This window comes from Stutzerimonas sp. C6.4V (genome assembly GCF_058536345.1).
In genome coordinates this window covers 1-21,289 of the sequence record NZ_JBZUBM010000001.1, presented here as the reverse complement: position 1 = coordinate 21,289, position 21,289 = coordinate 1, and the positions used below count along the sequence as shown (strand labels likewise).

Genomic DNA, 21,289 nt, shown 5'->3' with positions numbered 1-21,289 from the left:
GTCTAGGCTTGGTTTCCACCCTTGTGGAGGCCCTTCCATGAGCGATCAGAACCCCAGCATCCTTTCCCACGTGTCCCTGGGCAGCAACCGCTTCGATGAAGCGGCTGCCTTCTACGATCAGGCCCTCGCCACCCTCGGCTGCACGCGCATCATGGCCCATCCGGGCGCCATCGCCTGGGGCCGCGAATATCCTGAGTTCTGGCTGCAGACGCCAATCGACGGCCAGTCGGCCACGGTAGGCAATGGCACACATATCGGATTCTTCGCGCCAGACAAGGCATCCGTCGATGCCTTTCACCGGGCAGCGCTGGCCGCCGGGGCTACCGATGAAGGCGCTCCGGGACCGCGTAAAGACTATGGTGAGCCCTATTACGGGTGTTTCGTGCGAGATCTGGATGGGCACAAGATCGAAGCGGCCTTCTGGGACGTCGAGCTGATGCAGCGCCACTACGACGGTGCGCCGGCTGCCTAGCCCGCGCCGGGCGAGTTTCGGGCAGCTGCCAAGCGCGGCAGGAGCAGCTGCTCGAACATCCGCGGAAAGCAGCGCGCCACCAGCCTGGCGCGCCAGTCCAGATTGGACAGCACCAGCAAGCGGCGCCGTTTCAGCGCGCCTTGATAGATGGATTCGGCCACGTCCTGCGGCGACGCCACACGCCCGACAGCTAACACCGGCTGCGGCGCGGTGGAGCCATCGCCGATCAATACGTTCTTGCGCAGATCGGTCGCGGTATAACCGGGACAGACCAGCATCACGTTGACAGCCGTATCGGCCAACTCGCTGCGCAGCGTCTCGAACAGCCCATGCAGCGCATGCTTGCTGGCGTTATAGGCGCCGCGATCGGACACGGGCGCGTATTGGGAAAGCGAACTGAGCACGATGATCTGGCCGTCGCGGGCAATCAGGCTCGGCAAAGCGGCCTGGGTGCAGTGCAGCGCGCCATAGAAGTTGACCGCCATGACCCGCTCGAACACCGCCAGGCTGGTCTCGGCAACACGGCTGCGATGGGTGATTCCGGCGTTGTTGACCAGCACATCGATGCCGCCGAAGCGCTCCAGCACCAGGGCCACCGCCTGCTGCACCGCGGCAACATCCGACACATCACAGCACAGGCCCAGTGCATCGGCATTGTGATGATCGACCAGGTGCTGCACGAGGGCGTCGATGGCGTTCTGATCGAGATCGAAAATCACCACCCTCGCACCCGCCTGGGCCATTCGCTCGGCCAGGGCGCGACCGATGCCGGCGCAGCCGCCAGTGATCAGCGCCACCTTGCGGTCGAATACCTTGTTGATGAATACCTTGCGATACATGGAGTACTCCGTCCCAAGCTGAACAGCGGCGACGTGCAAGGCACGGAGCGCTGGGTTTCAGCATAGTCAGGCTGGCGCGAACCCGCGCCCGGCGATGACCTTGCATTGGTGGGAGGCCGCGCCCGCAGAGAGTCGACCAGGCACGGTAGAGGCCACCTGCTGGCCGGGCGCGTCCGCGCATTGATCGCGAGCCGGTCAGACGCCTTGCCTGGCTACTGATCCGGCATGAGCAATTCAGGCACCTCTCGACCGGCGACGAACAGCTCGTCTACCAGCCGGGACACCTCTTCCTCGTTGCGCACCCGGTACCACTTGCCGGCCGGATAGACGCTCAGTGTCGGGCCCTGGTCGCAGGGAAACTGGCACTGGGTGCGGGTGATGTGCACACCGCCCTCACATTCAAGCCTGCCGGCGGCCTTGAGCTTTTCCCGCAGCCCTTTCCAGAGCGGCAAGGCACCGCGGCGCGTACAGCGAGGGCCATTGCACAGCAATACCCGGTGCTCGTGCAGCGGGATCTTGGACCACGGGTGCACGGCGGGAAGTGGCGCAACGTCGGTGCACGGCAGATGCAGTTCAGGTCGCTCGATCAGGGCGCAGGCCGCTTCGACGGGCAGCGCCTCGGCAGTGCCCATCGCACTCGCCACGAAAATTTGCTCAGCCTGTTCAAGCTGCATCAGTTCGCTGCGCAGCCAGTCAAGATGCGCGCTGCTGGTTTGCGGCTCGAGGTCGATCACCAGAAGCGGCCGGCCGCTGTCGCGAACCGTCTGCCAGACCGGTCCGTAGCCCGCGCCCGTATCTATCACGTCGCGCAGTGCCTGTTCGCCACGCAGCGTGGCAAGACGCGAGCGGAATAGCTCGGCGAACGAGCCTTCGGACAGGTCGGGGCCTACGAACAGGACCCGGGCGTAGGGTGAATCAGCGGTAGTCATTGGCTCTCTCCTCAGCGGCGCGCAGTCTAGCAGCGACGGCTTGGAGTGAGTGATCACATGCCGGTCACAACGCCGACGGCGATTAACGCCGAAAGCAAGTCATCGCGGTGTGCGAATTCCCGAGCTACCGCCGGCAGCACCGGACGCCGCAGCAGCAACACCGGCAGGCCCCGCTCGCGCGCCACCTGCAGTTTCGGTTCGGTGGAATCGCCGCCGCTGTTCTTGCTGATCAACGCATCGCAATTCAGCCGTTCGAACAGCTGGCGCTCGGCTTCCAGATTGAAGGGGCCGCGATCGCCGATGATCTCCGCTCGTTCAGTTGAACGCAGAGCGTCCAGGCAGCGAACCGTCCAATGCTGGTGTTCCGGAATCTCGTGAAGATGCGCCAGGGGCTCACGCCCAAGTGTGAAAAAGGGGCGCCGGAAAGGGCTGATGGCCTCGACCAGCTCAGCCCAGTCGCCCACCTCGCGCCAGTCATCCCCGTTCCCGGCCTGCCATGCCGGACGCCGCAACGCCCAGCACGGGATGCCGACCTGTTCCGCCGCGATGGCAGCATTGGCACTGATCTGGGCCGCGTAGGGGTGCGTGGCGTCGACCAGCAGATCGATGCGTTCGGCCGTGATGAAGGCTGCCAGCCCCTGCGCGCCGCCGAAGCCGCCGACGCGAACCTGGCATTGGAGATCGCCCGGCACCCGGCCCAGCCCGGCCAGACTGTAGACGTGCGCCGGACCGAGGCCGCGAGCGAGTCGCAGGGCATCGCCCGTGCCGCCAAGCAGCAGGACGCGCTTCATCGCGGTTTCTCGACCTGGAGCAGCGTGATCGGCAAGGCACCGCGCCAGGTGTCGAAGCCGCCGAGGGGCTGTGCGTGCGCAACCGATATCCGGGTCAGCTCGCCGCCGATGCGCTCGCGCCAGCTCATCAGCATCGCCTCGCTCTGGAGGGTCACGGCGTTGGCCAGCAAGCGCCCGCCTGGCTTCAGGCTGGCCCAGCACTGCTCCATCACGCCCGCAACCGTGACGCCGCCGCCAATGAAGATCGCATCCGGTGTGGGAAGGCCTGCCAGTGCTTCCGGCGCGCGACCGGCCACCAGCCTCAACGCAGGAACGCCCAGCGCGTCGCGGTTGTGTTCGATATGGGCCTGACGCCCCGCATCCGCCTCTACCGCGATGGCCCAGCAGCTTGGATGCGCCCGCATCCATTCAATGCCGATGGAGCCGCAGCCCGCGCCCACGTCCCAGAGCAATTCGCCGGGCATCGGCGCAAGACGGGCCAGGGTCACCGCCCGCACATCCCGTTTGGTCAGCTGGCCATCGTGCCGGTAGAAGTGGTCGGCCAGGCCCGGCGTCAGCGGCACGCACGCAGCATCCGAATCAGCGACGCATTCGACGGCGAGCAGATTCAGATCGGCAATGGCACCGAATGACCACTCCGCGGCGAGCGAATCCACCCGGCGCTCCCTTTCGCCGCCCAGGTGCTCCAGGGCGGTCAAACGACTCGCGCCAAAACCACGGTTCGTCATCAACTGCGCCACCTGAGCGGGGCTGGTTCCGTCATTGCTGAGGATCAACAGGCGCGTGCCGCGAAATATCTTGGCGTTCAATGCCGCAAGCGGCCTTGCCACAAGCGAAACGACCTCCGTTTCCTGCAGTGGCCAGCCAAGGCGTGCTGCGGCCAGAGAAACGGACGACGGCGATGAGAACACGCACATCTCATCCGCATCCAGCTGCCGTGCGAGCGTGGCGCCGATGCCATAGAGCATGGGGTCGCCGCTCGCCAACACGCACAGCGGCGTACCCCGGCGTGACATGACGGGTTGCAGACTGAACGGGCTCGGCCAGGCCTCTCCCCGGCTCTGCAGCTGATCGGGCAGCAACGCCAGCTGTCGCTCGCCGCCGATGATGCGTGACGCTTCACCAAGCGCCTGCCGAGCCGCTTCGCCAAGCCCGGCCCAGCCGTCTTCGCCGATCCCCACCACCGTCAACCAGGGTGTCATCCCGCCTCTCCATCACAATGCCAAGCCAACGCCCGGCGACAGGCTTGGCTGTCGCCGCGACGGGCAAAGCGGGCATAATAGCGCCTTCGTCGGTGCCCGCCGCGACTACGCCAAGGGCCTAAGAGGGAATACGGAGCGATCTCCAGATCGTGACCGAGCTGCCCCCGCAACTGTAAACAGCGAATCGCCGCACACATGCCACTGGGAAACCGGGAAGGCCGCGGACGATGAAGACCTGTCAGCCAGGAGACCTGCCGACGACGCTGGTCGCGAGTGCCAACATCGGGCGGGGTGTACCGATGCCAATGGAGTTCAACGAACTCTGCCGGTCTGGTCGCCGCGTCTTTTCGTTTCAGGTGACACCGTGCGCGACCCTGCTTTCCAGACTGAACTTCCCGTTCCACGGCCCAGCCCGTGCCCTGGCCTGCTGCGCATCGTGCAGGCGTTGGACGGTGGCATCAGCCGTATCAAGCTGCCCGGTGGCGTTCTTGCCGCGAGTCAGGCTCGCTCCATTGCCGAAGCGGCTGAGCGCCATGCCAGCGGCGTGCTGGAGCTGACCAACCGCAGCAATCTGCAGATACGCGGCATAGGTGCCGGATCGGAGCAAGACCTGATCCGCGCGCTGCTGGATGCAGGACTCGGACCCTCGGTGCCCGACGCCGACGATGTACGCAACCTCATGCTCAGCCCCGCGGCTGGCCTGGACCCTGAGCAGCACATGGATACCCGGCCGCTGGCTGCAGAGATCCTGGCGCTGTTGCAGGACAATCCCGCGCTGCACGTACTCTCCGCCAAGTTCGCCATTCAGCTCGATGGCGGCGAAGCGCTGTGCATGCTCGAACATGCCCATGACCTCTGGCTGCGCGCCCTCCCCGACGAGCCGCAGCATCTGGTGTTCGGGCTGGCCGGCTGTCCGACCGACCAGCCTCTGGGAATGATCACTGCAGCGAACGCCGTGCAGCTGGTCGAGGCGATTCTGCTGACGTTTTTGGACTGCGCCGAGCCACCGCAGAACCGTATGCGCCAGCTGCTCGAATCCATCCCGGCCGATGAAGTGTTGCGACGGGTCCAGGCCCGCTTGCCATTTCCCGTGTCACCCGTGCCGGTTGAATGCCGACGCCAGATCCCGGCGGCTGCCCCGCCGATTGGCATCATCGCCCAACGCCAGGAAGGGCTTTCGATGTTGGCCGCCAGCGCCCCGCTTGGGCGCATCGAAACCCGCCAGCTCCTTGCCGCCGCCGAACTGGCCGAGCTGCATGGCGACGGCAACCTGCGACTCACGCCCTGGCAGGGCCTGCTGATCCCGAATGTCCCGGCTGACGAGGCCGAGCCCGTGCTCGCAGCCCTTGGGCAGGCCGGGCTGCTCACTGACGGCAACGCGCCCCTGGCCAATCTGATCGCCTGCACCGGTTCTGCCGGGTGCGCGCGCGGGCTGGCCGATACCAAAGGCGATGCCCTGACATTGGCGGCCTGCCTGCAGCGAACCGATGCCCGTCCGCAGGTGCACCTCAGCGGTTGCTCGCGATCCTGCGCGGCCGCGCATGTCGCGCCGTTCACGCTGCTTGCCATAGGCGACAACCGATACCAGCTGTTCGAGCGCACGGGCAAGGCCGGTTTCGGCCAACCAATGGCGCCACCCATGACCATCGACCAAGCGGGCGCATGGTTCGCCCAGCACCACGCAACGGGACGCTCCCATGCTTGATTACATCCGCGACGGCCAGGAAATCTACCGGCGCTCCTTCGCTACCATTCGCGCCGAAGCCGACCTCAGCGCAATCCCGCCGGACATGGAAAAGCTCGCCGTACGGGTGATTCACGCCTGCGGCATGGTCGACATCGTCAGCGATCTCGCCTTCTCCCCTGGCGCCGGTGCGGCCGGCCGCGCAGCCCTGCAGGGCGGCGCGCCGATCCTCTGCGATGCACGCATGGTGGCCGAAGGCATCACCCGGCCACGCTTGCCGCAGAACAACCGGGTCATCTGCACCCTCCACGACGACGGCGTGCCGGACCTCGCCAAGTCGCTCGGCAATACCCGATCGGCGGCGGCGCTGGAGCATTGGCGCGAGCATCTGGAAGGCAGCGTGGTGGTGATCGGCAACGCGCCGACCGCGCTCTTCTATCTCCTGGAAATGCTCGATGCCGGCGCACCGAAGCCGGCGCTCATCATCGGCATGCCGGTCGGTTTCATCGGCGCGGCGGAATCCAAGGACGCATTGGCAGCCGACAGCCGCGGCGTGCCCTACGTAGTGGTGCGCGGCCGGCGCGGCGGAAGTGCGATGGCGGTGGCGGCGGTCAACGCCCTTGCCACGGAGGTGGAATGATGGAAGGCAAAGGACGGCTGATCGGGCTGGGCGTAGGGCCCGGCGATCCTGAACTCATCACGCTGAAAGCCCTGCGCCTGCTGCAGAGCGCGGAAGTGGTCGGTTATTTCGTGGCCAAGGCAAAAGCCAGCAAGGGCCAGGGCGGCAACGCCTTCGGCATCATCGAGCAGCACTTGACGGAACATCAGCAGCGCATGCCGCTGGTCTATCCGGTCACCACCGAGAAGCTCGCGCCGCCGCTCTCCTACGAGGATGTCATCGCCGACTTCTACGACACCTGCGCGGTGCAGATTGCCGCCGAGCTCGACGCCGGGCGCGACGTGGCGGTGATCTGCGAGGGCGATCCGTTCTTCTACGGCTCCTACATGTACCTGCACGACCGCCTGGCGGCGGACTATCCGGTCGAGGTCGTGCCCGGCGTCTGCTCCATGCTCGGCTGCACCTCGGTGCTCGGCACGCCGCTGGTCTATCGCAACCAGAGCCTGTCGGTGCTGTCCGGCGTGCTGCCGGAAGCGGAACTCAAGCAAAGGCTGCGCGATGCCGAGGCGGCTGTGATCATGAAGCTCGGGCGAAACTTCGAAAAGGTGCGTCGCGTGCTTCAGGAGCTGGGACTCGAGAAACGCGCGCACTACGTCGAACGCGCCACCATGGCCAACCAGAAGATCGTTCCGCTGGATGAGGTCGAGCCGATGTCGTCGCCTTATTTCTCGATGATCCTCGTTCCCGGCGAGAAATGGCGCGGCTAGAAGCCGTATCCATCCAACCGTCTCCCTGACTTAACGGATACCTATGCCCGCCGCTACCGCCCCCGCCATCGTCGTACTTGGCGCCTCCGCCATCGATACCGCCAGACGGTTACAGCGCCTCTACCCTGAAGGGCGCATTCACGGCTTGCGCGGGCGTGCTGATGAAGCCGACACACTGTACGAAAACTTCGGCGAGCACTTGCGCTCGCTGTACCAAGCCAACACACCGATCATCGCGCTATGCGCGGCGGGCATCGTGATTCGCAGTCTTGCACCAGTTCTTGGCGACAAGGACAACGAGCCTCCGGTGCTGGTCATCGGCGAAGACGGCAGCGCCGTGGTGCCGCTACTCGGCGGCCTGGCAGGCGTCAACCGGATGGCACGGGAGATCGCCGCTGTGCTGGAGGTCAGCCCCGCGATCACCACCAGCGGCGAGCTGCGCTTCGGCGCCTGCCTGCTCTCCCCGCCTCCCGGTTACGTGCTGGGGGATCTGGAACTGGGCAAGCATTTCGTCAGCGACCTGCTGGCCGGTGCGCCGGTGCGGATCGAAGGTCCGGCGCCCTGGCTGGACGAACTCAAGCTGCCGCTCGACCCGAATGCGACGCACCGGGTTTCGGTCAGCCCGCTGAAGCAGGAGGGCGACTCCACGCTGAGCATCCACCCCCGCCAAGTCGCGATTCACGTCGAACGCGGCGGCCCGGAGCTGCCTGCCGAGGTGCAGCAGCTGATCGACGAGTCCGGCTTTTCCCCGCTCAGCCTGGCCTGCCTGATCGCGCCGCCTGAGCTGATGACGGACGTCGCGCTGCAACAAGTCGCCAGCCAGCTGGCCCTGCCGATCCGCTATTGCGACAACGCAGACCAGCTGCCACCACAGCACAGCCGCAGCGAGCGGGTGCGCCTGTTATTGGCAGCGCAACCAATCGACATCGCTCGGATCGGCCAACCACGTGGCACCCTGACGGTGATCGGCCTCGGCCCGGGCGCCCCTGAGTTCATGGTGCCTGCGGCGCGCCAGGCGCTGGACGAGGCGCAGGATCTGCTCGGCTACGAGACCTACATCAGGATGGCCGGCCCGCTGAAGCCAGGCCAGGTCAGCCACAGCAGCGACAACCGCGAGGAGCTGCAACGGGCCGCCCACGCCTTCCAGCTGGCCGCCAGCGGCCGCCGGGTGGTGGTGATCTCATCCGGTGACCCCGGCGTGTTCGCCATGGCTGCGGCCGTTCTTGAAGCGCTGCACGCCTCCAGCGATCCGCGCTGGCATGCGGTCGATCTGCAAATCCTGCCAGGCGTCTCGGCAGCCCTGGCCACCGCCGCAAGAGCTGGCGCGCCGCTGGGTCACGACTTCTGCATGCTCTCGCTCTCGGACAACCTCAAGCCCTGGGCGCTGATCGAGAAACGCCTTGAGCACGCGGCAGCCGCCGATCTGGTCATGGCCTTCTACAACCCCATCTCCAGGGCGCGGCCCTGGCAGCTCGGGCGGGCTCTGGAGATACTTCGCCATTACCGCACACCGGAAACACTGGTTGTGCTTGGCCGCGACATCGGGCGACCCGCCGAAGCCCTGACCGTCACCACGCTGGGCGAGCTCACACCCGAACAGGTGGACATGCGCACCCTCGTCATTATCGGCTCGTCGCAGACCTGCCGGTTCGCCAAGCCGGACAGAAGCGACTGGGTCTACACGCCCAGAAGCTACCCCGCCGATTGAACGCAAAACCTCGTTTTAGACGTGCCGAATGCAGCTAAACCCATTACCCTAGCGGCGCTCGATGGTTCTGCCCCAAAGGCAGAGGAAAGAGGGAAGCAGGTACGCCCACGGGCCATTCCTGCGCTGCCCCCGCAACTGTGAACGGCGAGTTCACCTGCAATGAAGTCACTGGCCTGACCGGCTGGGAAGACGCAGGTGCACATTGACCCGTGAGCCAGGAGACCTGCCATCAGCGTGCCGATCCCGGCGCCTTTCAACCCGCATCCCTCGGAGGGAGAACGATGCACATCGAACCTGGCGTACTCAACGCCGCGAAAATCCTGTTTGCCAATGCTGCTGCTGTTTCCACACTGGCCGTGTTCCTGCCCAAGCTGATGTGGCGCCCGGACATCTGGATCAAGACCCTGCTCGCCGCGCTGTTCTTCTCCATCTTCATGGAGGTCTTCCACATGCCAGTCGGCGCCTCGGAGCTGCACTTCGTGGGGGCGTCGGCGGTGTATGTGATCTTCGGCTTCGTGCCGACCCTGTTCGGCTTCGCCATCGGTCTGCTGCTGCAAGGGCTGCTGTTCGAGCCGACCGACCTGGTGCATCTGGCGGTCAATTCGCTGTCGCTGATCCTGCCGCTGATCGCCGCCCATGGCCTGCTCGGCCGGCATTTCTTCGCCGAAGGCGGGCGCGTGATTCGCTGGGCCGAAGTGGTCAAGTTCGACGCCGCCTTCTACGGCGGCGTGGTGCTGATGGTGGGCTTCTGGCTGTCGCTGGGTAACGAGCCCACACCGCTGCAGAATTGGGCGATGTTCGCCGTGTCCTACCTGCCGCTGGTACTGCTCGAGCCGCTGTTCACCTGCGTGGTCGTGCGCACGCTCAAGCGCTACGCGGACAAGCCGCTGATCAGCCGCTTCACCACGGTTAAAAACCTCGCCACCGCCTGATTCAAAACTGCCCGGCGCTGACGATCAAAGCTCGTCAGCGCTGCGGCGACGCAACAAATAGCTGTCCATGATCCAGCCATGCCGCTCGCGCAGTTCGGCGCGGGTCTGGCGGATCTGCTCTGCCACCTCCCCGATTCTTCCCGCGATCAGCACTTCATCCGGGGTGCCGACGTATGCGCCCCAGTAGATATCCATGGGCTGATCGGCGAAACGCATCCAGGTGTCCTGCGCATCGAGCATCACCAGCACGCTGTCCAGCCCGGCGGGGAAACCCTCGGCCAGGCGCCGCGCGGGGGTGACCTGAAACGCCTGGCCGATGCTGTTGAAGCAGACCTTATGCCGGGCCGCCAGCGCCTGCAGGCTGGTGATGCCGGGAATCACTTCATAGCTGATCGGCTCCGGGCTGGCCTGCACGATGTCCTCGACGATTCGCAGCGTGCTGTCGTACAGGGCGGGATCGCCCCAGACCAAGAAGCCGCCCACCTCACCCGCGGCCAGCTCGTGGTGAATCATCTGCTCGAACACCCGCTGCTTGTCCTGATTGAGGTCGACGACGCTGGCCCGGTAGTCGGCGACACCCCGAGCGCGCTCGGGGCACTCGGCTTCGACGAAGCGATACCCCGGCTTTTCGATGAAGCGCTCGCAAATGTGCTTGCGCAGATGGATGAGCGAATCCTTGGAGGCGCCCTTGTCCATCAGGAAAAACACGTCGACGCGGTTCAGCGCCTTGATCGCCTGCACCGTCATGAAATCGGGGTCGCCCGCGCCTATGCCGATGATCAATAGGGTCTTCATGGGTTTGGCTCCATTGCGCTTGTTTTAGTCCAGAGTCGCGAGTGTATCGATGTGCCGATACTCCGCGCCCAGTTGTTCAGCCAGCTGACGTGCGCGACCCAGGCGGATCGGCGCGCTTTCGATGTCCACCAGCACGGCCGGGCAGAGACTGAGTTCCAGCGCTATCGACTCACGCAGACGGCCATCGGTGAGGATCAGCAGTCGGTGCTCCTCGGCGGGTTTGTGCCGCTTGCGGCGGCGCTGCCAGTCGGCCGCCTGCTGCAGTGCATCCAGCAGCGGCGTGCCGCCGCCAGCCCCAAGCTCGGCCAACCATTGCTGCTGTGCCGTCGCGACCTTGCGCCCCGGCCACACCCAATCGGCATGCATTCCGTTGGCCTGCAACAGCGCCAGACGCACACGTTGCCGCCGGGCCTGTTCGAACAGCTCACCGAGCAGCCCCTTGGCCTTGCTCAGCGCGCCATGGCGGCGGGTCGAGCCCGAGGCATCGACGATGACCAGCCACAGTTCGCTTGCCCGCCGGCTGCGCGGCCTCAGGACGAGCTCATCCCGGCGCTGCGGCCGGCCATTGAGCAGGAAGGTAGCCGCCCAGTCGACCCGCCCAGATGCGCCGCTGCGACTGGCGCCCTGCCGGCCACCGTTCAGGCTACCCGGTACTGCTCGTGCATCCGCGCCGGAGGCGCCGCGTGGGCGGATGCTCAGGGCTTTTTTGCCCAGCGAGGCGGTTCACGCCGAGCACCCACAGGTTGAGTCTGAGGCGGCAGCTGCCCCCAGTCGCCCGCACCCTGATCATTCTGAGCAGCACCAGCGTCTTCCTTGGCTTGTGGCTGCTGTGACGGCTGCTGCGGCAGTGAAGGCGGCGTTGCCTGCTGCTGCCGGTGACGCAGCACAAACGCGGCCACCGCATCGATGTCCTCGGCCTCGATGCGTACCGAGCCACGCCAGGCGGCATGGGCGCGACTGGCGCGCAGCCAGACCAGGTCCGCTCGCAGTCCATCTACGTGTGCATCAAAGCAACGTTGACTGATCTGCTCCAGCGCCGCCTCGTCCAGCGGGATATCGCCCAGCCTCGCCCGCGCTTGCTGACAACGCGCCCGCAATGCGCCCTGCTCCTCCGACCAAGTGGCCATAAAGCGTTGGGGGTCGGCATCAAAGTCCAGCCGGCGGCGCATGATTTCTGCGCGCTGTTCAGGCTGTGGCCGCGCATCCAGCGCAACATTGAAGCCGAAGCGGTCGAGCAGCTGCGGACGCAGCTCCCCCTCCTCGATGTTCATGGTGCCGATAAGCACGAAGCGCGACGCGTGCCGATGGGAAACACCGTCCCGCTCCACATGGTTGACACCGCTGGCCGCCGCATCGAGCAATAGGTCGACCAGGTGATCCGGCAACAGATTGACCTCGTCGACATAGAGCACTCCCCCATCGGCCTTGGCCAGTAAGCCCGGGGAGAACTCGGCGCGCCCTTCACCCAGAGCTGCATCGAGATCCAGCGAGCCGACGATGCGTTCCTCATTGGCGCCCAAAGGCAAGGTGACGAACTGGCCGCTCGGCAACAGGTCCGCCAGCCCCCGCGCCAGGGTCGATTTGGCCATGCCGCGCGGGCCTTCGATCAGTACGCCGCCAATCGCCGGATCGATTGCCGCCAGGCACAGGGCCAGCTTGAGATCGTCGGCGCCTACGATGGCAGCAAGGGGGAAATGGCTATCGTGCATGGCAGGCATCCGTAGGGGTGTAGAGCAGTACGTAGGGTGGGTTAGCGGCGCAGGACGCCGAACGACGACAACCTGGCGATTGTGGCGCGCCGCGTAACCCACCAAACGAGGGAACGCGCCGCACCGATGGCAGGTTACGCCACGTCGATTTCATGGTGGCGAAGGGCAACCGAGACTCGCGGCTGACCCACTCCAGTTCGTCGAAGGAAATGCGCCTTCTCATGATTCCTCGCTGTCGATCAGCAGGTTTTCCAGCGCTTCCTGATAGTCACCGGGCTCTTGCCACAGTCCGCGCTGCTGAGCTTCCAGCAGGCGCTCGAGGATGTCCCGCAGGGCCTCGGGGTTGTGCTGCTGGATGAACTCACGGGTGTCGCTGTCCAGCACGTAGGCATCGGCCAACAGGGCGTATTGGTGATCATCGATCAGCCCGGTGGTGGCGTCGAAGGCGAACAGGTAATCCACCGTGGCCGCCAGTTCGAAGGCGCCCTTGTAGCCGTGCCGTTTCATGCCGGTGATCCACTTCGGGTTGGCCGCACGCGAACGCACCACGCGTCCAAGCTCCTCCTTGAGGCTGCGAATCCGCGGGTTGTCCGGCTGGCTGTTGTCGCCGTGGTAGCTCGCGACCGAGCCGCTACGCAGAGTTTCGGCGGCGGCCAGCATGCCGCCCTGGAACTGGTAGTAGTCGTTGGAATCGAGAATGTCGTGCTCGCGATTGTCCTGGTTCTGCAGCACCGCTTGGACCTGTTGCAGCCTCTCGGCGAAGCGCGCCCGTGCCGGTACGCCTTCGTCATCCTTGCCGTAGGCATAGCCGCCCCAGTTCAGATAGACCTCGGCCAGATCCTCACGGCTCTGCCAGCGGCGGTCGTCGATGACGTTCTGCACGCCTGCGCCGTAGGCACCGGGCATCGAGCCGAACACTCGCCAACCGGCCTGACGCCGCGCCTCGGCCTCGTCGAGGCCGCTGTCTTCCAATTGGAGCGATTCGCGCCAGACCCGCGCAGAAAGCGGGTTCATGTCTTCCGGCTCGTCGAGATCGGCCACCGCCTGCACCGCCTCGTCGAAGAGGCGGATCAGGTTGGCGAAGGCGTCGCGGAAAAAACCGGAAACCCGCAGCGTGACGTCCACCCGTGGCCGACCCAACTCTTCGAGCGGCACGATTTCCAAGCGCTCCAGACGGCCGCTTCCTGACTGCCAGACCGGGCGTACGCCAAGCAATGCCATCGCCTGCGCCATGTCGTCACCGCCGGTGCGCATGGTCGCGGTGCCCCACATCGACAGTCCGAGTTGCCGCAGGTAATCGCCGTGATCCTGCATATGCCGTTCGAGCAAGCGCTCGGTGGCTTGCAACCCGATGCGCCAGGCGGTGGGGGTGGGCAGGTTGCGCACGTCGACGGTGAAGAAGTTGCGGCCCGTGGGCAACACATCGAGGCGTCCGCGACTCGGCGCGCCGCTGGGGCCGGCAGAGACGAAGCGGCCTTGCAGCGCGGCCAGCAAACCGGTCATTTCGCCCATGCCACAGCCATCGAGCAAGGGCGCGACATGCTCACGAAGCTGCTGCAGCACCGCTCGGCTGGCGGACCCGACGCCCGCGGATTCGCTTTCGATCAGCTTCAGCGCCAGCAGCTCGAGCCGCTCACGCGTATCGCCCGCGGTGCGCCAGAGGCTGGCATCGCAGCGCTGTAGCACCTCGGGCCGCGGCCCCAGCCAGGACGCGGCCATGTCACAGTTGATGGGGTCGAAATCCAATCCCAGATCATCGGCCAGTGCCCGCAACAGGCTGGCGTTGGCCCCTATCCCGTTGCCTCGGGGAATGCGCAGCAGCGCAAGCAGGGTGTCGCGCCGCAGCTGTCCTTCGGGCGACTCGCCGAACACATGCAGGCCATCGCGGATCTGCGACTCCTTCAGATCACAGAGATAGGCATCGAGCTGTGGCAGCCAGCTGTTGGGGTCGTCACTCAACTGCAGCCCCAGCTCGCGATCCAGATTGGCCTCGCGCACCAGCACCAGGATCTCGCTGCGCAGCTCGGCCGCCCGGCGCAAATCGAGCTGGCTGGCTTCGTAGTACTCGTCGGCCAGGCGCTCGATGTCACGCAGCGGGCCGTAACTTTCGGCACGGGTCAACGGCGGCATCAGGTGGTCGATGATCACCGCCTGGGTACGCCGCTTGGCCTGGGCCCCTTCGCCCGGATCGTTGACGATGAAGGGGTAAATATTCGGCAGCGGGCCGAGCACCACGTCCGGCCAGCATTCATTGGAGAGGCCGACGCTCTTGCCCGGCAGCCATTCGAGATTGCCGTGCTTGCCGACATGGATTACTGCATCGGCGGCGTAGCGCGTGCGCAGCCAGGCGTAGAACGCGAGGTAGCCGTGGGGCGGTACCAGATCGGGATCGTGGTACATCGCCGCCACGTCCAACTGATAGCCGCGCGCCGGTTGGATGCCAACGAAGGTCGAACCGAAGCGCAGCCCGGCGATCATCAGCCGACCGGCACGATACATTGGGTCCAGCTCGGGCGTGCCCCAGCGCTCGGTCACGGCCTGCTGGTTGGCGACAGGCAACCGTTCGAAGAACGCCCGGTATTCCTCGAGCGCCAGGCTTTGGGCACAGGGCCGCATATCCAGGTTGTCGAGGTCGTTGGTGACGCCGCCCAGCAGCTGATGAATCAGCGCGGTGCCGCTCTCGGGCAGATCGGCCACCGGATAGCCCTGCGCCTGCAGCGCGCGGAGGATGTTCAGCGCAGCGGCTGGCGTATCCAACCCGACCCCATTGCCGATCCGGCCATCGCGGGTCGGATAGTTGGCGAGGATGAGGGCGACTCGCTTGTCAGCATTTGGCAGGCGCGCCAGCCGCGCCCAGCGCCAGGCCAATTCGGCCACGTGGTCCATGCCTGGCAGATGCGGCTGGTAGCAGATCACGTCGCTCTGGCTGCGCTCGCTGCGCCAGGCCAGGCCCTTGAAGCTGATGGGCCGGGTAATCAGCCGGCCGTCCAGCTCCGGCAGCACGATATGCATCGCCAGGTCCCGAGAGCCCAGCCCCTGCGCGTTGGCCTGCCACTGCTCGTGGTTGTCCAGGGCGCAGATGGCTTGCAGCACTGGAATGTCCAGCCGGAAGGGTCGCAGGTTCGGCGCGTCCGGGCTGGACTGGGCAAAACCGGTGGTATTGATGATCACCGCGGCGCCGCTCTGCTCCAGCCAGTTTTCGACCTGCGCGAGGCACGCGGCCTCCTTCAGGCTGGCCACGGCGATGGGCAGCGGATTGAGCCCTTGCGCTTGCAACCGCTCGCAGAAGGTATCGATAAAGCCGGTGTTGGCCGCCTGAACCTGCGTGCGGTAGAAGATCAACCCGACCACCGGCGCATCCGTCTGCCAATCGCGCTGCCAGTCAGCCAGCGTCGCGGATGGACGATGCGGGTGATAGATCGCCACCCGCGCCAGCGCCTCGGGCTCGCGCCAGGCATAGTCACGACCCAGCCAGCGGCTGGCGATGCAGTGATAGAACTGGCGCGCATTGTCCACACCACCCTGGCGCAGGAACTGCCACAGCCGATGGCTATCCTCGGCCGGAACGTTGCCGAGCTCGCTCAGTTCGGGGTCAGGGCTGTCATCGCCCGGCACCATGATGATCTTCGCACCGCGCTCGCCCAGCTCCACCAATCGCTCGACCCCGTAGCGCCAGTAACTGACGCCACCGTGTACGGAAATCAGGATGACCTTGGCGTGCTGCAGCACCTGCTCGACGTAGAAATCGATCGAGGCGTTGTTGCCCAGCTGCGCCGGGCTCGCCAACCGCAGGCTGGGATAATCCTCGGGCAACTGCCCGGCCACCTCGGCCAGCAGCGACAGGTGCGAATCACCCGTGCACAGCACGACGATCTCGCCAGGCGTCTGGCCCAGGTCGGCGATGCTGTCGGCCGGCAATTGCTGGCCGGGCTGGGTGCGCAGCAGATGCACGGCCGGTCAGCCCGCCAATGCCGCGTTCAGTTCGGCGTCAATCAGCGATTGCTCGAGGGATTGCCCGATGATGACCAGCCTCGTGGTGCGCGCTTCCCCGGCCTGCCAGGGACGGTCGAAGTGCTTGTCGAAGCGCTGCCCCACGCCCTGCAGCAACAGGCGCATGGGCTTGCCGGGAATCGCGGCGAAGCCCTTGATGCGCAGGATGCCGTGCTTGACCACGGCCTCCTTAAGCGCCTGCAGCAGCTTGTCCTCGGCGACTTCCGGCAACTCGACCGCGAAGGAGTCGAAGACATCGTGGTCGTGTTCTTCGTGGTCTTCGAGATCGTGATGGGTCTTGCGCCCGTCGATGTGCAGCTCGGTTTCGCAATCCAGGCCAAGCAGCACACCGAGTGGCAGCTCGCCGCCGTGGGCCTCGATGACCTTGACCGCTTCGGGCAATTCCTCGGCCACTTCAGCCCGGACGGCGGCCAAGGCGTCTCGTGACAGCAGGTCAGCCTTGTTGAGTATCACCAGGTCGGCGCTGGCCAGCTGGTCGGCGAACAGTTCGTGCAGCGGTGATTCGTGATCGAGATTGGGATCGAGCTTGCGCTGGGCATCGACCTGCTCGGGGAAGGCGGCAAAGGTGCCGGCCGCCACAGCGGGGCTGTCGACCACCGTGATTACCGCATCGACCGTGCAGGCGTTACGGATTTCCGGCCAGTTGAAGGCCTGCACCAGCGGCTTGGGCAGGGCCAGGCCCGAGGTTTCGATGAGGATATGGTCAAGGTCGCCCCGGCGCGCCACCAGCTCGCGCATGACTGGGAAGAACTCTTCCTGAACGGTGCAGCAGAGGCAGCCGTTGGCCAGTTCGAAAACGCGGCCGTTGGCCTCTTCTTCGCTGCAGCCGATGGAGCACTGCTTGAGGATCTCACCATCGATGCCCAGCTCGCCGAACTCGTTGACGATAACGGCGATCCGCCGCCCTTCGGCATTGGCCAGCATGTGACGCAGCAAGGTGGTTTTGCCGGCACCGAGAAAGCCGGTGACGATGGTGACGGGGAGTTTGGAAAGGGTTTTCATCGCGGCCCTGCAAGCATCGAAAAAAAGATGAGCAGGCAGGCGGACACTTTTGTGGCGACGTGCGCCATCAAGCACCACCGGAGCACCCCGCCCGGTTGCAAATGTGTAGCGAGGCAGGTCTCCTGGCTCACGACCGGGCGACGCACGATGCGTCGGCCAATTACCCTCGCCTTCCCGCGCCCTGCGCAGTGGCTGGTGTGCTCGACAACGCACACCCGGGGTCAAGTCGCTTACAGTTGCGGGGGCAGCCACGGCTTTTCCGTGTTCCCTCTTAGCTCTGGCAGCGCCAGAGAACCTCGACGCGTGAAGGCTACGCAGAGGCCGGGGGCGGGTCAATCGCCCGGTTGACGCTCGGGAAAGCACGTGATGTTCTTGCACCCCTTTTTCACCCGACCGCGAGCATTGCTTGCAGTCCCGGAAGCCGTCAGCTGTCATGCCGCCCGATAGCGCCCTACGCCCTCTCTCCCCGCTGCCAAGCCGAGCCCTGCATGTCGCAGGCCTGGGATGCCGCCGGGGTTGCAGCCGGGCTGAGCTCGAACAACTTCTCCACCGCGTGCTGCAGCAGCATGACCTTGCGCTCAGTGCAATCGACTGCCTGGCAAGCAGCGCCCATAAAGCAGCCGAAACGGGGCTGCTGGAACTGGCCGGGCACCTGCGATTGCCCCTGGTTTGGCTGTCAGCCGAGCAGCTCGCACCTTATGATGGCGCGCTCAGTGGCGCTTCATCGCTCAGCAAGCAGCTCACCGGCAGTGCCGGGGTTGCCGAGGCCAGCGCGCTTGCCCAGGCCGAGCGGACCGGCCAGAAAGCTCGACTGCTCGGCGCCAAGCTGCGTTCCGCCAGTGCGACCTGCGCGCTGGCTGTCGCCCGCCTTCCCTGATTGGAGTTTGCATGACCGTCTATTTCATCGGCGCCGGCCCTGGCGATCCCGAACTGATCACCGTCAAAGGCCAGCGTCTGGTGCGCAGCTGTCCGGTCATTCTCTACGCCGGCTCGCTGGTTCCTGCCGCCGTGCTCGAAGGACATAGCGCCGAGCAAGTCATCAACACGGCAGAGCTGCATCTGGATGAAATCATCGCGCTGATCCAACAGGCCGACGCCAAGGGCCAGGACGTTGCGCGCGTGCATTCGGGCGACCCGTCGCTTTACGGCGCTATCGGCGAGCAGATCCGTCATCTGCGCCGGCTCGGCATCGCCTTTCAGATCATCCCAGGTGTGACCGCGACGGCGGCCTGCGCCGCGCTGCTGGACGTCGAACTGACACTGCCGCAGGTCTCCCAGACACTGATCCTGACGCGCTACGCCACCAAGTCGGACATGCCGCCCGGCGAGGAACTGCATGACCTGGCCCGGCATGGCGCGACCATGGCCATTCACCTTGGCGTGCAGCATCTGTCGCGCATCGTGGCCGAGCTGTTGCCGCATTACGGCGCGGATTGCCCCATCGCCGTGGTGCACCGCGCCAGCTGGCCCGATCAGGACTGGGTGATGGGCACGCTGGCGGACATAGAGGCCAAGGTGGACGAGAAGGGATTTCGCCGGACTGCACTGATTCTCGTTGGCCGGGTGCTGACCGCCGAAGCCTTCGCCGATTCGGCGCTGTACAACGTGGACACCCGGCACCTCTACCGCGCGCCGAGAGACTGAGCGTTTCGTTCGCCGGCAAAACCCGGCGGGCTATTTGCGCGGCTTCACCCGCGCCGTCGGCTCGGCGACCAGGGGGTCGTCGGGCCAGTAATGCTTGGGATACCGACCTTTCAGGTCCTTCTTCACCTCGATGTAGGTGTTGGCCCAGAAGCTGGCCAGATCCTGTGTCACCTGCACCGGACGACGCGCGGGCGACAGCAGATGCAGCTTCACCACCTGGCGCCCGCCGGCGATGCGTGGCGTATCGGCCAGCCCGAACAGCTCCTGCAAGCGCACCGCCAGTACCGGTGGTGACTCACTGTAATCGAGCCGAATTCGAGAGCCGGACGGCACGGCGATGGCGACCGGCGCCAGCTCGTCGAGGCGCTGCGGCAGCGGCCAGGGCAATAGGGTCGCGAGCATGCCCTGCAGGTCGAGCCCGGCGAAGTGCGCCAGCCGCGAGACCTTGCCGAGATAGGGCAAAAGCCACTCTTCGAGTCGTTCCAGCAACGCCATGTCGCTGACGTCAGGCCATTCGCTCGATTCGCCCGTGCGCAGATCGAGCTGCCTGAGCAGGCCGATCCGCGCCTGCCATTGGCGCAGCTCCGGTGTCCATGGCAGCAACTCCAGCCCCTTGCGCCGCACCAGCCCGAGCAAGGCGCGGCCACGCGCTTCGTCATCCAACCCCGGCAAGGGCTCACGGCTGAGTATCAGCTCACCGACACGCCGCTGACGCTCGGCGCGCAGCACGCCCTCACGCTCGTCCCATTCCAGCTCGTCACGCTGGCTGACCTGCTCAGCCAGCACCTCGTCGAACAGCGCAGCGTCCAGCGCCGCAGCGCGGTAGATGCGTTCCTCGCGCTGGCCCTGACGGCTGCCCAGTTCGGCGATCACCAGCCAGGGTTCCTTCATCAAGGCATCCGGCTCACCGAATACCGCCGCGCGACCGTTGGCCAGGCGGTATTCGCCACCGCCATCACGGCGTTGCCGGGCAATCCGGTCGGGGTATGCGAACGCCAACAGCGCGCCGTGCCACCGGTGGTCGGACGCATCCACCGGGGCCGGCGCCGAAGGCCCACGCAGCAATCCTCGAAATTGCCGGGCGAGCTGGCGCACCCGTTGCGCACCGGCATGCCGGCCTGCGCTGCCGTCGAGCATTCCAAGTCGGGTAGAAATATCGGCGCCGCCCCGCTGGCCGCCGGACTGGATGTCACGCTCGACCAGCAGCGCGGCGAGATCGGCCGCCAACGGCGCGAGCCCCAACGCCTGACCGCGCAATAACAGATGGGCAATCCGCGGATGCGCGGGCAGTTCGGCCATGGCCTGGCCGTGAGCAGTCAGTTGCCAGCCGCCACGCGCACTGCGGCAGAGCGCACCCAGCCGTTCCAAAAGATCCTGCGCCTGCCGGTAAGCTGCAGCCGGTGGCATGTCCAGCCAGGCGAGTTCATCGGGCTCGGTTCCCCAGCGCGCCAGTTGCAAGGCCACGCCGGCGAGATCCGCCTGAAGGATTTCCGCATCGCCATAGGCGGCCAGTTGCGCGTGCTGGTCCTCCGACCACAGCCGATAGCACGCGCCCGGTTCCAGACGCCCGGCACGGCCGGCGCGCTGGGTTGCCGAGGCGCGGGAGATGCGACGGGTCTCCAGCCGCGTCATACCGCTGCCGGGATCAAAGCGCGGCACCCGCGCCAGCCCGGCGTCCACCACCACGCGCACGCCCTCGATGGTGAGGCTGGTCTCGGCAATGTTGGTTGCCAGCACCACCTTGCGCCTGCCGGCCGGCGCAGGGTCGATGGCCGCACGTTGGGCCTGCAAGTCCAGTTCACCGTGCAGCGGGCAGAGCATCACTTCACCCCGATCCGCCAGCTGCTCGGCGAGCATGTCATTCACTCGGCGGATTTCGGCCTGCCCCGGCAGGAAGACCAGCACGCTGCCTGGCTCCTCATCGAGCGCCTGCAGCACGGTCTGCACCACACGCGGCTCGATTCGCTCACCCGGCTGGAATGGGCGACCCCAGCGCTGAGCCACCGGATACATACGCCCTTCACTGCGCACCACGGGGGCGTCGCCGAGCAGGCTCGACAGGCGCGCGCCTTCGAGCGTGGCGGACATTAGCAATAACTTGAGCGGTTCATCGCGCAGCAGCTGACGGGCATTGAGCGTCAGCGCCAGCGCCAGATCGGCATCCAGGCTGCGCTCACGCATTTTG

The 21,289-nt window shown here is 65.9% G+C and carries 18 protein-coding genes and 3 riboswitches; of the genes, 8 read left to right on the top strand and 10 right to left on the bottom strand.

The window, feature by feature from the left end; genetic code table 11:
* The first annotated feature begins 37 nt into the window (after positions 1–37).
* Positions 38–472: a VOC family protein gene (locus AC4LFW_RS00090; protein ID WP_491816810.1), complete on the top strand. Its 435-nt coding sequence runs from the start codon at positions 38–40 to the stop codon at positions 470–472.
* Here the strand turns inward: AC4LFW_RS00090 and AC4LFW_RS00085 are convergent.
* The 4 genes from AC4LFW_RS00085 to cbiE all read right to left on the bottom strand — a co-directional run bounded on the left by AC4LFW_RS00085 (position 469) and on the right by cbiE (position 4,233).
* Positions 469–1,311 carry an SDR family oxidoreductase gene (locus AC4LFW_RS00085; protein WP_491816809.1) on the bottom strand — a complete coding sequence of 281 codons (843 nt, stop codon included), beginning with the start codon at positions 1,309–1,311 and terminating at the stop codon, positions 469–471. The genes AC4LFW_RS00090 and AC4LFW_RS00085 overlap by 4 nt on opposite strands.
* A 212-nt stretch (positions 1,312–1,523) precedes the next feature.
* Complete coding sequence (locus AC4LFW_RS00080; RefSeq protein WP_491816808.1) at positions 1,524–2,240, bottom strand: (2Fe-2S) ferredoxin domain-containing protein; 717 nt, start codon at positions 2,238–2,240, stop codon at positions 1,524–1,526.
* Positions 2,241–2,293: 53 nt separating this feature from the next.
* On the bottom strand, positions 2,294–3,031 hold the full coding sequence (locus AC4LFW_RS00075; RefSeq protein WP_491816807.1) for a cobalt-precorrin-6A reductase: 738 nt from the start codon (positions 3,029–3,031) through the stop codon (positions 2,294–2,296).
* Positions 3,028–4,233 (bottom strand): precorrin-6y C5,15-methyltransferase (decarboxylating) subunit CbiE, encoded by a 1,206-nt coding sequence (cbiE, locus tag AC4LFW_RS00070; RefSeq protein WP_491816806.1) that lies wholly within the window; start codon positions 4,231–4,233, stop codon positions 3,028–3,030. Before cbiE ends, AC4LFW_RS00075 begins: the two co-directional genes overlap by 4 nt.
* 73 nt (positions 4,234–4,306) lie before the next feature.
* A riboswitch (cobalamin riboswitch) is annotated at positions 4,307–4,506 on the top strand.
* A gap of 91 nt (positions 4,507–4,597) precedes the next feature.
* Here cbiE and cobG point away from each other — a divergent pair.
* The 5 genes from cobG (at position 4,598) to AC4LFW_RS00045 (ending at position 9,943) form a co-directional block, all read left to right on the top strand.
* A complete protein-coding gene (gene cobG / locus AC4LFW_RS00065) occupies positions 4,598–5,938 on the top strand; it encodes a precorrin-3B synthase (protein WP_491816805.1) in 1,341 nt (446 codons plus the stop codon).
* Positions 5,931–6,557, top strand: coding sequence for a precorrin-8X methylmutase (locus tag AC4LFW_RS00060; protein WP_491816804.1), 627 nt, complete (start codon positions 5,931–5,933; stop codon positions 6,555–6,557). The genes cobG and AC4LFW_RS00060 overlap by 8 nt, the downstream gene beginning before the upstream one ends.
* Positions 6,554–7,303, top strand: coding sequence for a precorrin-2 C(20)-methyltransferase (locus tag AC4LFW_RS00055; RefSeq protein ID WP_491816803.1), 750 nt, complete (start codon positions 6,554–6,556; stop codon positions 7,301–7,303). Before AC4LFW_RS00060 ends, AC4LFW_RS00055 begins: the two co-directional genes overlap by 4 nt.
* A gap of 43 nt (positions 7,304–7,346) precedes the next feature.
* Entirely contained in the window at positions 7,347–9,011 is a 1,665-nt protein-coding gene (gene cobJ, locus AC4LFW_RS00050) for a precorrin-3B C(17)-methyltransferase (protein WP_491816802.1), read from the top strand.
* Between the two features lie 46 nt (positions 9,012–9,057).
* Positions 9,058–9,256: riboswitch (cobalamin riboswitch) on the top strand.
* 36 nt (positions 9,257–9,292) lie between these two features.
* Entirely contained in the window at positions 9,293–9,943 is a 651-nt protein-coding gene (locus tag AC4LFW_RS00045; RefSeq protein WP_491816801.1) for an energy-coupling factor ABC transporter permease, read from the top strand.
* 24 nt (positions 9,944–9,967) lie between these two features.
* On the opposite strand, the gene cobF is transcribed toward AC4LFW_RS00045, so the two are convergent.
* From cobF to cobW, 5 genes are all read right to left on the bottom strand, one after another.
* Entirely contained in the window at positions 9,968–10,738 is a 771-nt protein-coding gene (gene cobF, locus AC4LFW_RS00040) for a precorrin-6A synthase (deacetylating) (protein WP_491816800.1), read from the bottom strand.
* A 24-nt stretch (positions 10,739–10,762) separates the two neighbouring features.
* The gene (locus AC4LFW_RS00035; RefSeq protein ID WP_491820073.1) at positions 10,763–11,431 is read right to left on the bottom strand and encodes a vWA domain-containing protein; all 669 of its coding nucleotides are present in this window, start codon (positions 11,429–11,431) and stop codon (positions 10,763–10,765) included.
* A 2-nt stretch (positions 11,432–11,433) separates the two neighbouring features.
* Complete coding sequence (locus AC4LFW_RS00030) at positions 11,434–12,447, bottom strand: magnesium chelatase ATPase subunit I (RefSeq protein ID WP_491816799.1); 1,014 nt, start codon at positions 12,445–12,447, stop codon at positions 11,434–11,436.
* A gap of 219 nt (positions 12,448–12,666) precedes the next feature.
* On the bottom strand, positions 12,667–16,398 hold the full coding sequence (gene cobN / locus AC4LFW_RS00025; RefSeq protein WP_491816798.1) for a cobaltochelatase subunit CobN: 3,732 nt from the start codon (positions 16,396–16,398) through the stop codon (positions 12,667–12,669).
* A gap of 6 nt (positions 16,399–16,404) precedes the next feature.
* The gene (gene cobW / locus AC4LFW_RS00020; protein WP_491816797.1) at positions 16,405–17,460 is read right to left on the bottom strand and encodes a cobalamin biosynthesis protein CobW; all 1,056 of its coding nucleotides are present in this window, start codon (positions 17,458–17,460) and stop codon (positions 16,405–16,407) included.
* Positions 17,461–17,555: 95 nt separating this feature from the next.
* A riboswitch (cobalamin riboswitch) is annotated at positions 17,556–17,774 on the bottom strand.
* Positions 17,775–17,893: 119 nt separating this feature from the next.
* On the opposite strand from cobW, the gene AC4LFW_RS00015 reads away from it, so the two are divergent.
* Complete coding sequence (locus AC4LFW_RS00015) at positions 17,894–18,337, top strand: cobalamin biosynthesis protein (protein ID WP_491816796.1); 444 nt, start codon at positions 17,894–17,896, stop codon at positions 18,335–18,337.
* Between the two features lie 11 nt (positions 18,338–18,348).
* Positions 18,349–19,104, top strand: a complete 756-nt coding sequence (gene cobM, locus AC4LFW_RS00010; protein ID WP_491816795.1) for a precorrin-4 C(11)-methyltransferase — start codon at positions 18,349–18,351, stop codon at positions 19,102–19,104.
* A 30-nt stretch (positions 19,105–19,134) separates the two neighbouring features.
* Here the strand turns inward: cobM and hrpB are convergent.
* A partial coding sequence (gene hrpB / locus AC4LFW_RS00005; RefSeq protein WP_491816794.1) for an ATP-dependent helicase HrpB occupies positions 19,135–21,289 on the bottom strand: 2,155 nt, incomplete at its 5' end.

Excerpts from the sequence above, each read along its gene's own strand:
- AC4LFW_RS00090 (WP_491816810.1), top strand. The coding sequence starts at position 38 with ATGAGCGATCAGAACCCCAGCATCCTTTCCCACGTGTCCCTGGGCAGC.
- AC4LFW_RS00085 (WP_491816809.1), bottom strand. The coding sequence starts at position 1,311 with ATGTATCGCAAGGTATTCATCAACAAGGTATTCGACCGCAAGGTGGCG.
- AC4LFW_RS00080 (WP_491816808.1), bottom strand. The coding sequence starts at position 2,240 with ATGACTACCGCTGATTCACCCTACGCCCGGGTCCTGTTCGTAGGCCCC.
- AC4LFW_RS00075 (WP_491816807.1), bottom strand. The coding sequence starts at position 3,031 with ATGAAGCGCGTCCTGCTGCTTGGCGGCACGGGCGATGCCCTGCGACTC.
- cbiE (WP_491816806.1), bottom strand. The coding sequence starts at position 4,233 with ATGACACCCTGGTTGACGGTGGTGGGGATCGGCGAAGACGGCTGGGCC.
- AC4LFW_RS00060 (WP_491816804.1), top strand. The coding sequence starts at position 5,931 with ATGCTTGATTACATCCGCGACGGCCAGGAAATCTACCGGCGCTCCTTC.
- AC4LFW_RS00055 (WP_491816803.1), top strand. The coding sequence starts at position 6,554 with ATGATGGAAGGCAAAGGACGGCTGATCGGGCTGGGCGTAGGGCCCGGC.
- cobJ (WP_491816802.1), top strand. The coding sequence starts at position 7,347 with ATGCCCGCCGCTACCGCCCCCGCCATCGTCGTACTTGGCGCCTCCGCC.
- AC4LFW_RS00045 (WP_491816801.1), top strand. The coding sequence starts at position 9,293 with ATGCACATCGAACCTGGCGTACTCAACGCCGCGAAAATCCTGTTTGCC.
- cobF (WP_491816800.1), bottom strand. The coding sequence starts at position 10,738 with ATGAAGACCCTATTGATCATCGGCATAGGCGCGGGCGACCCCGATTTC.
- AC4LFW_RS00030 (WP_491816799.1), bottom strand. The coding sequence starts at position 12,447 with ATGCACGATAGCCATTTCCCCCTTGCTGCCATCGTAGGCGCCGACGAT.
- cobW (WP_491816797.1), bottom strand. The coding sequence starts at position 17,460 with ATGAAAACCCTTTCCAAACTCCCCGTCACCATCGTCACCGGCTTTCTC.
- AC4LFW_RS00015 (WP_491816796.1), top strand. The coding sequence starts at position 17,894 with ATGCCGCCCGATAGCGCCCTACGCCCTCTCTCCCCGCTGCCAAGCCGA.
- cobM (WP_491816795.1), top strand. The coding sequence starts at position 18,349 with ATGACCGTCTATTTCATCGGCGCCGGCCCTGGCGATCCCGAACTGATC.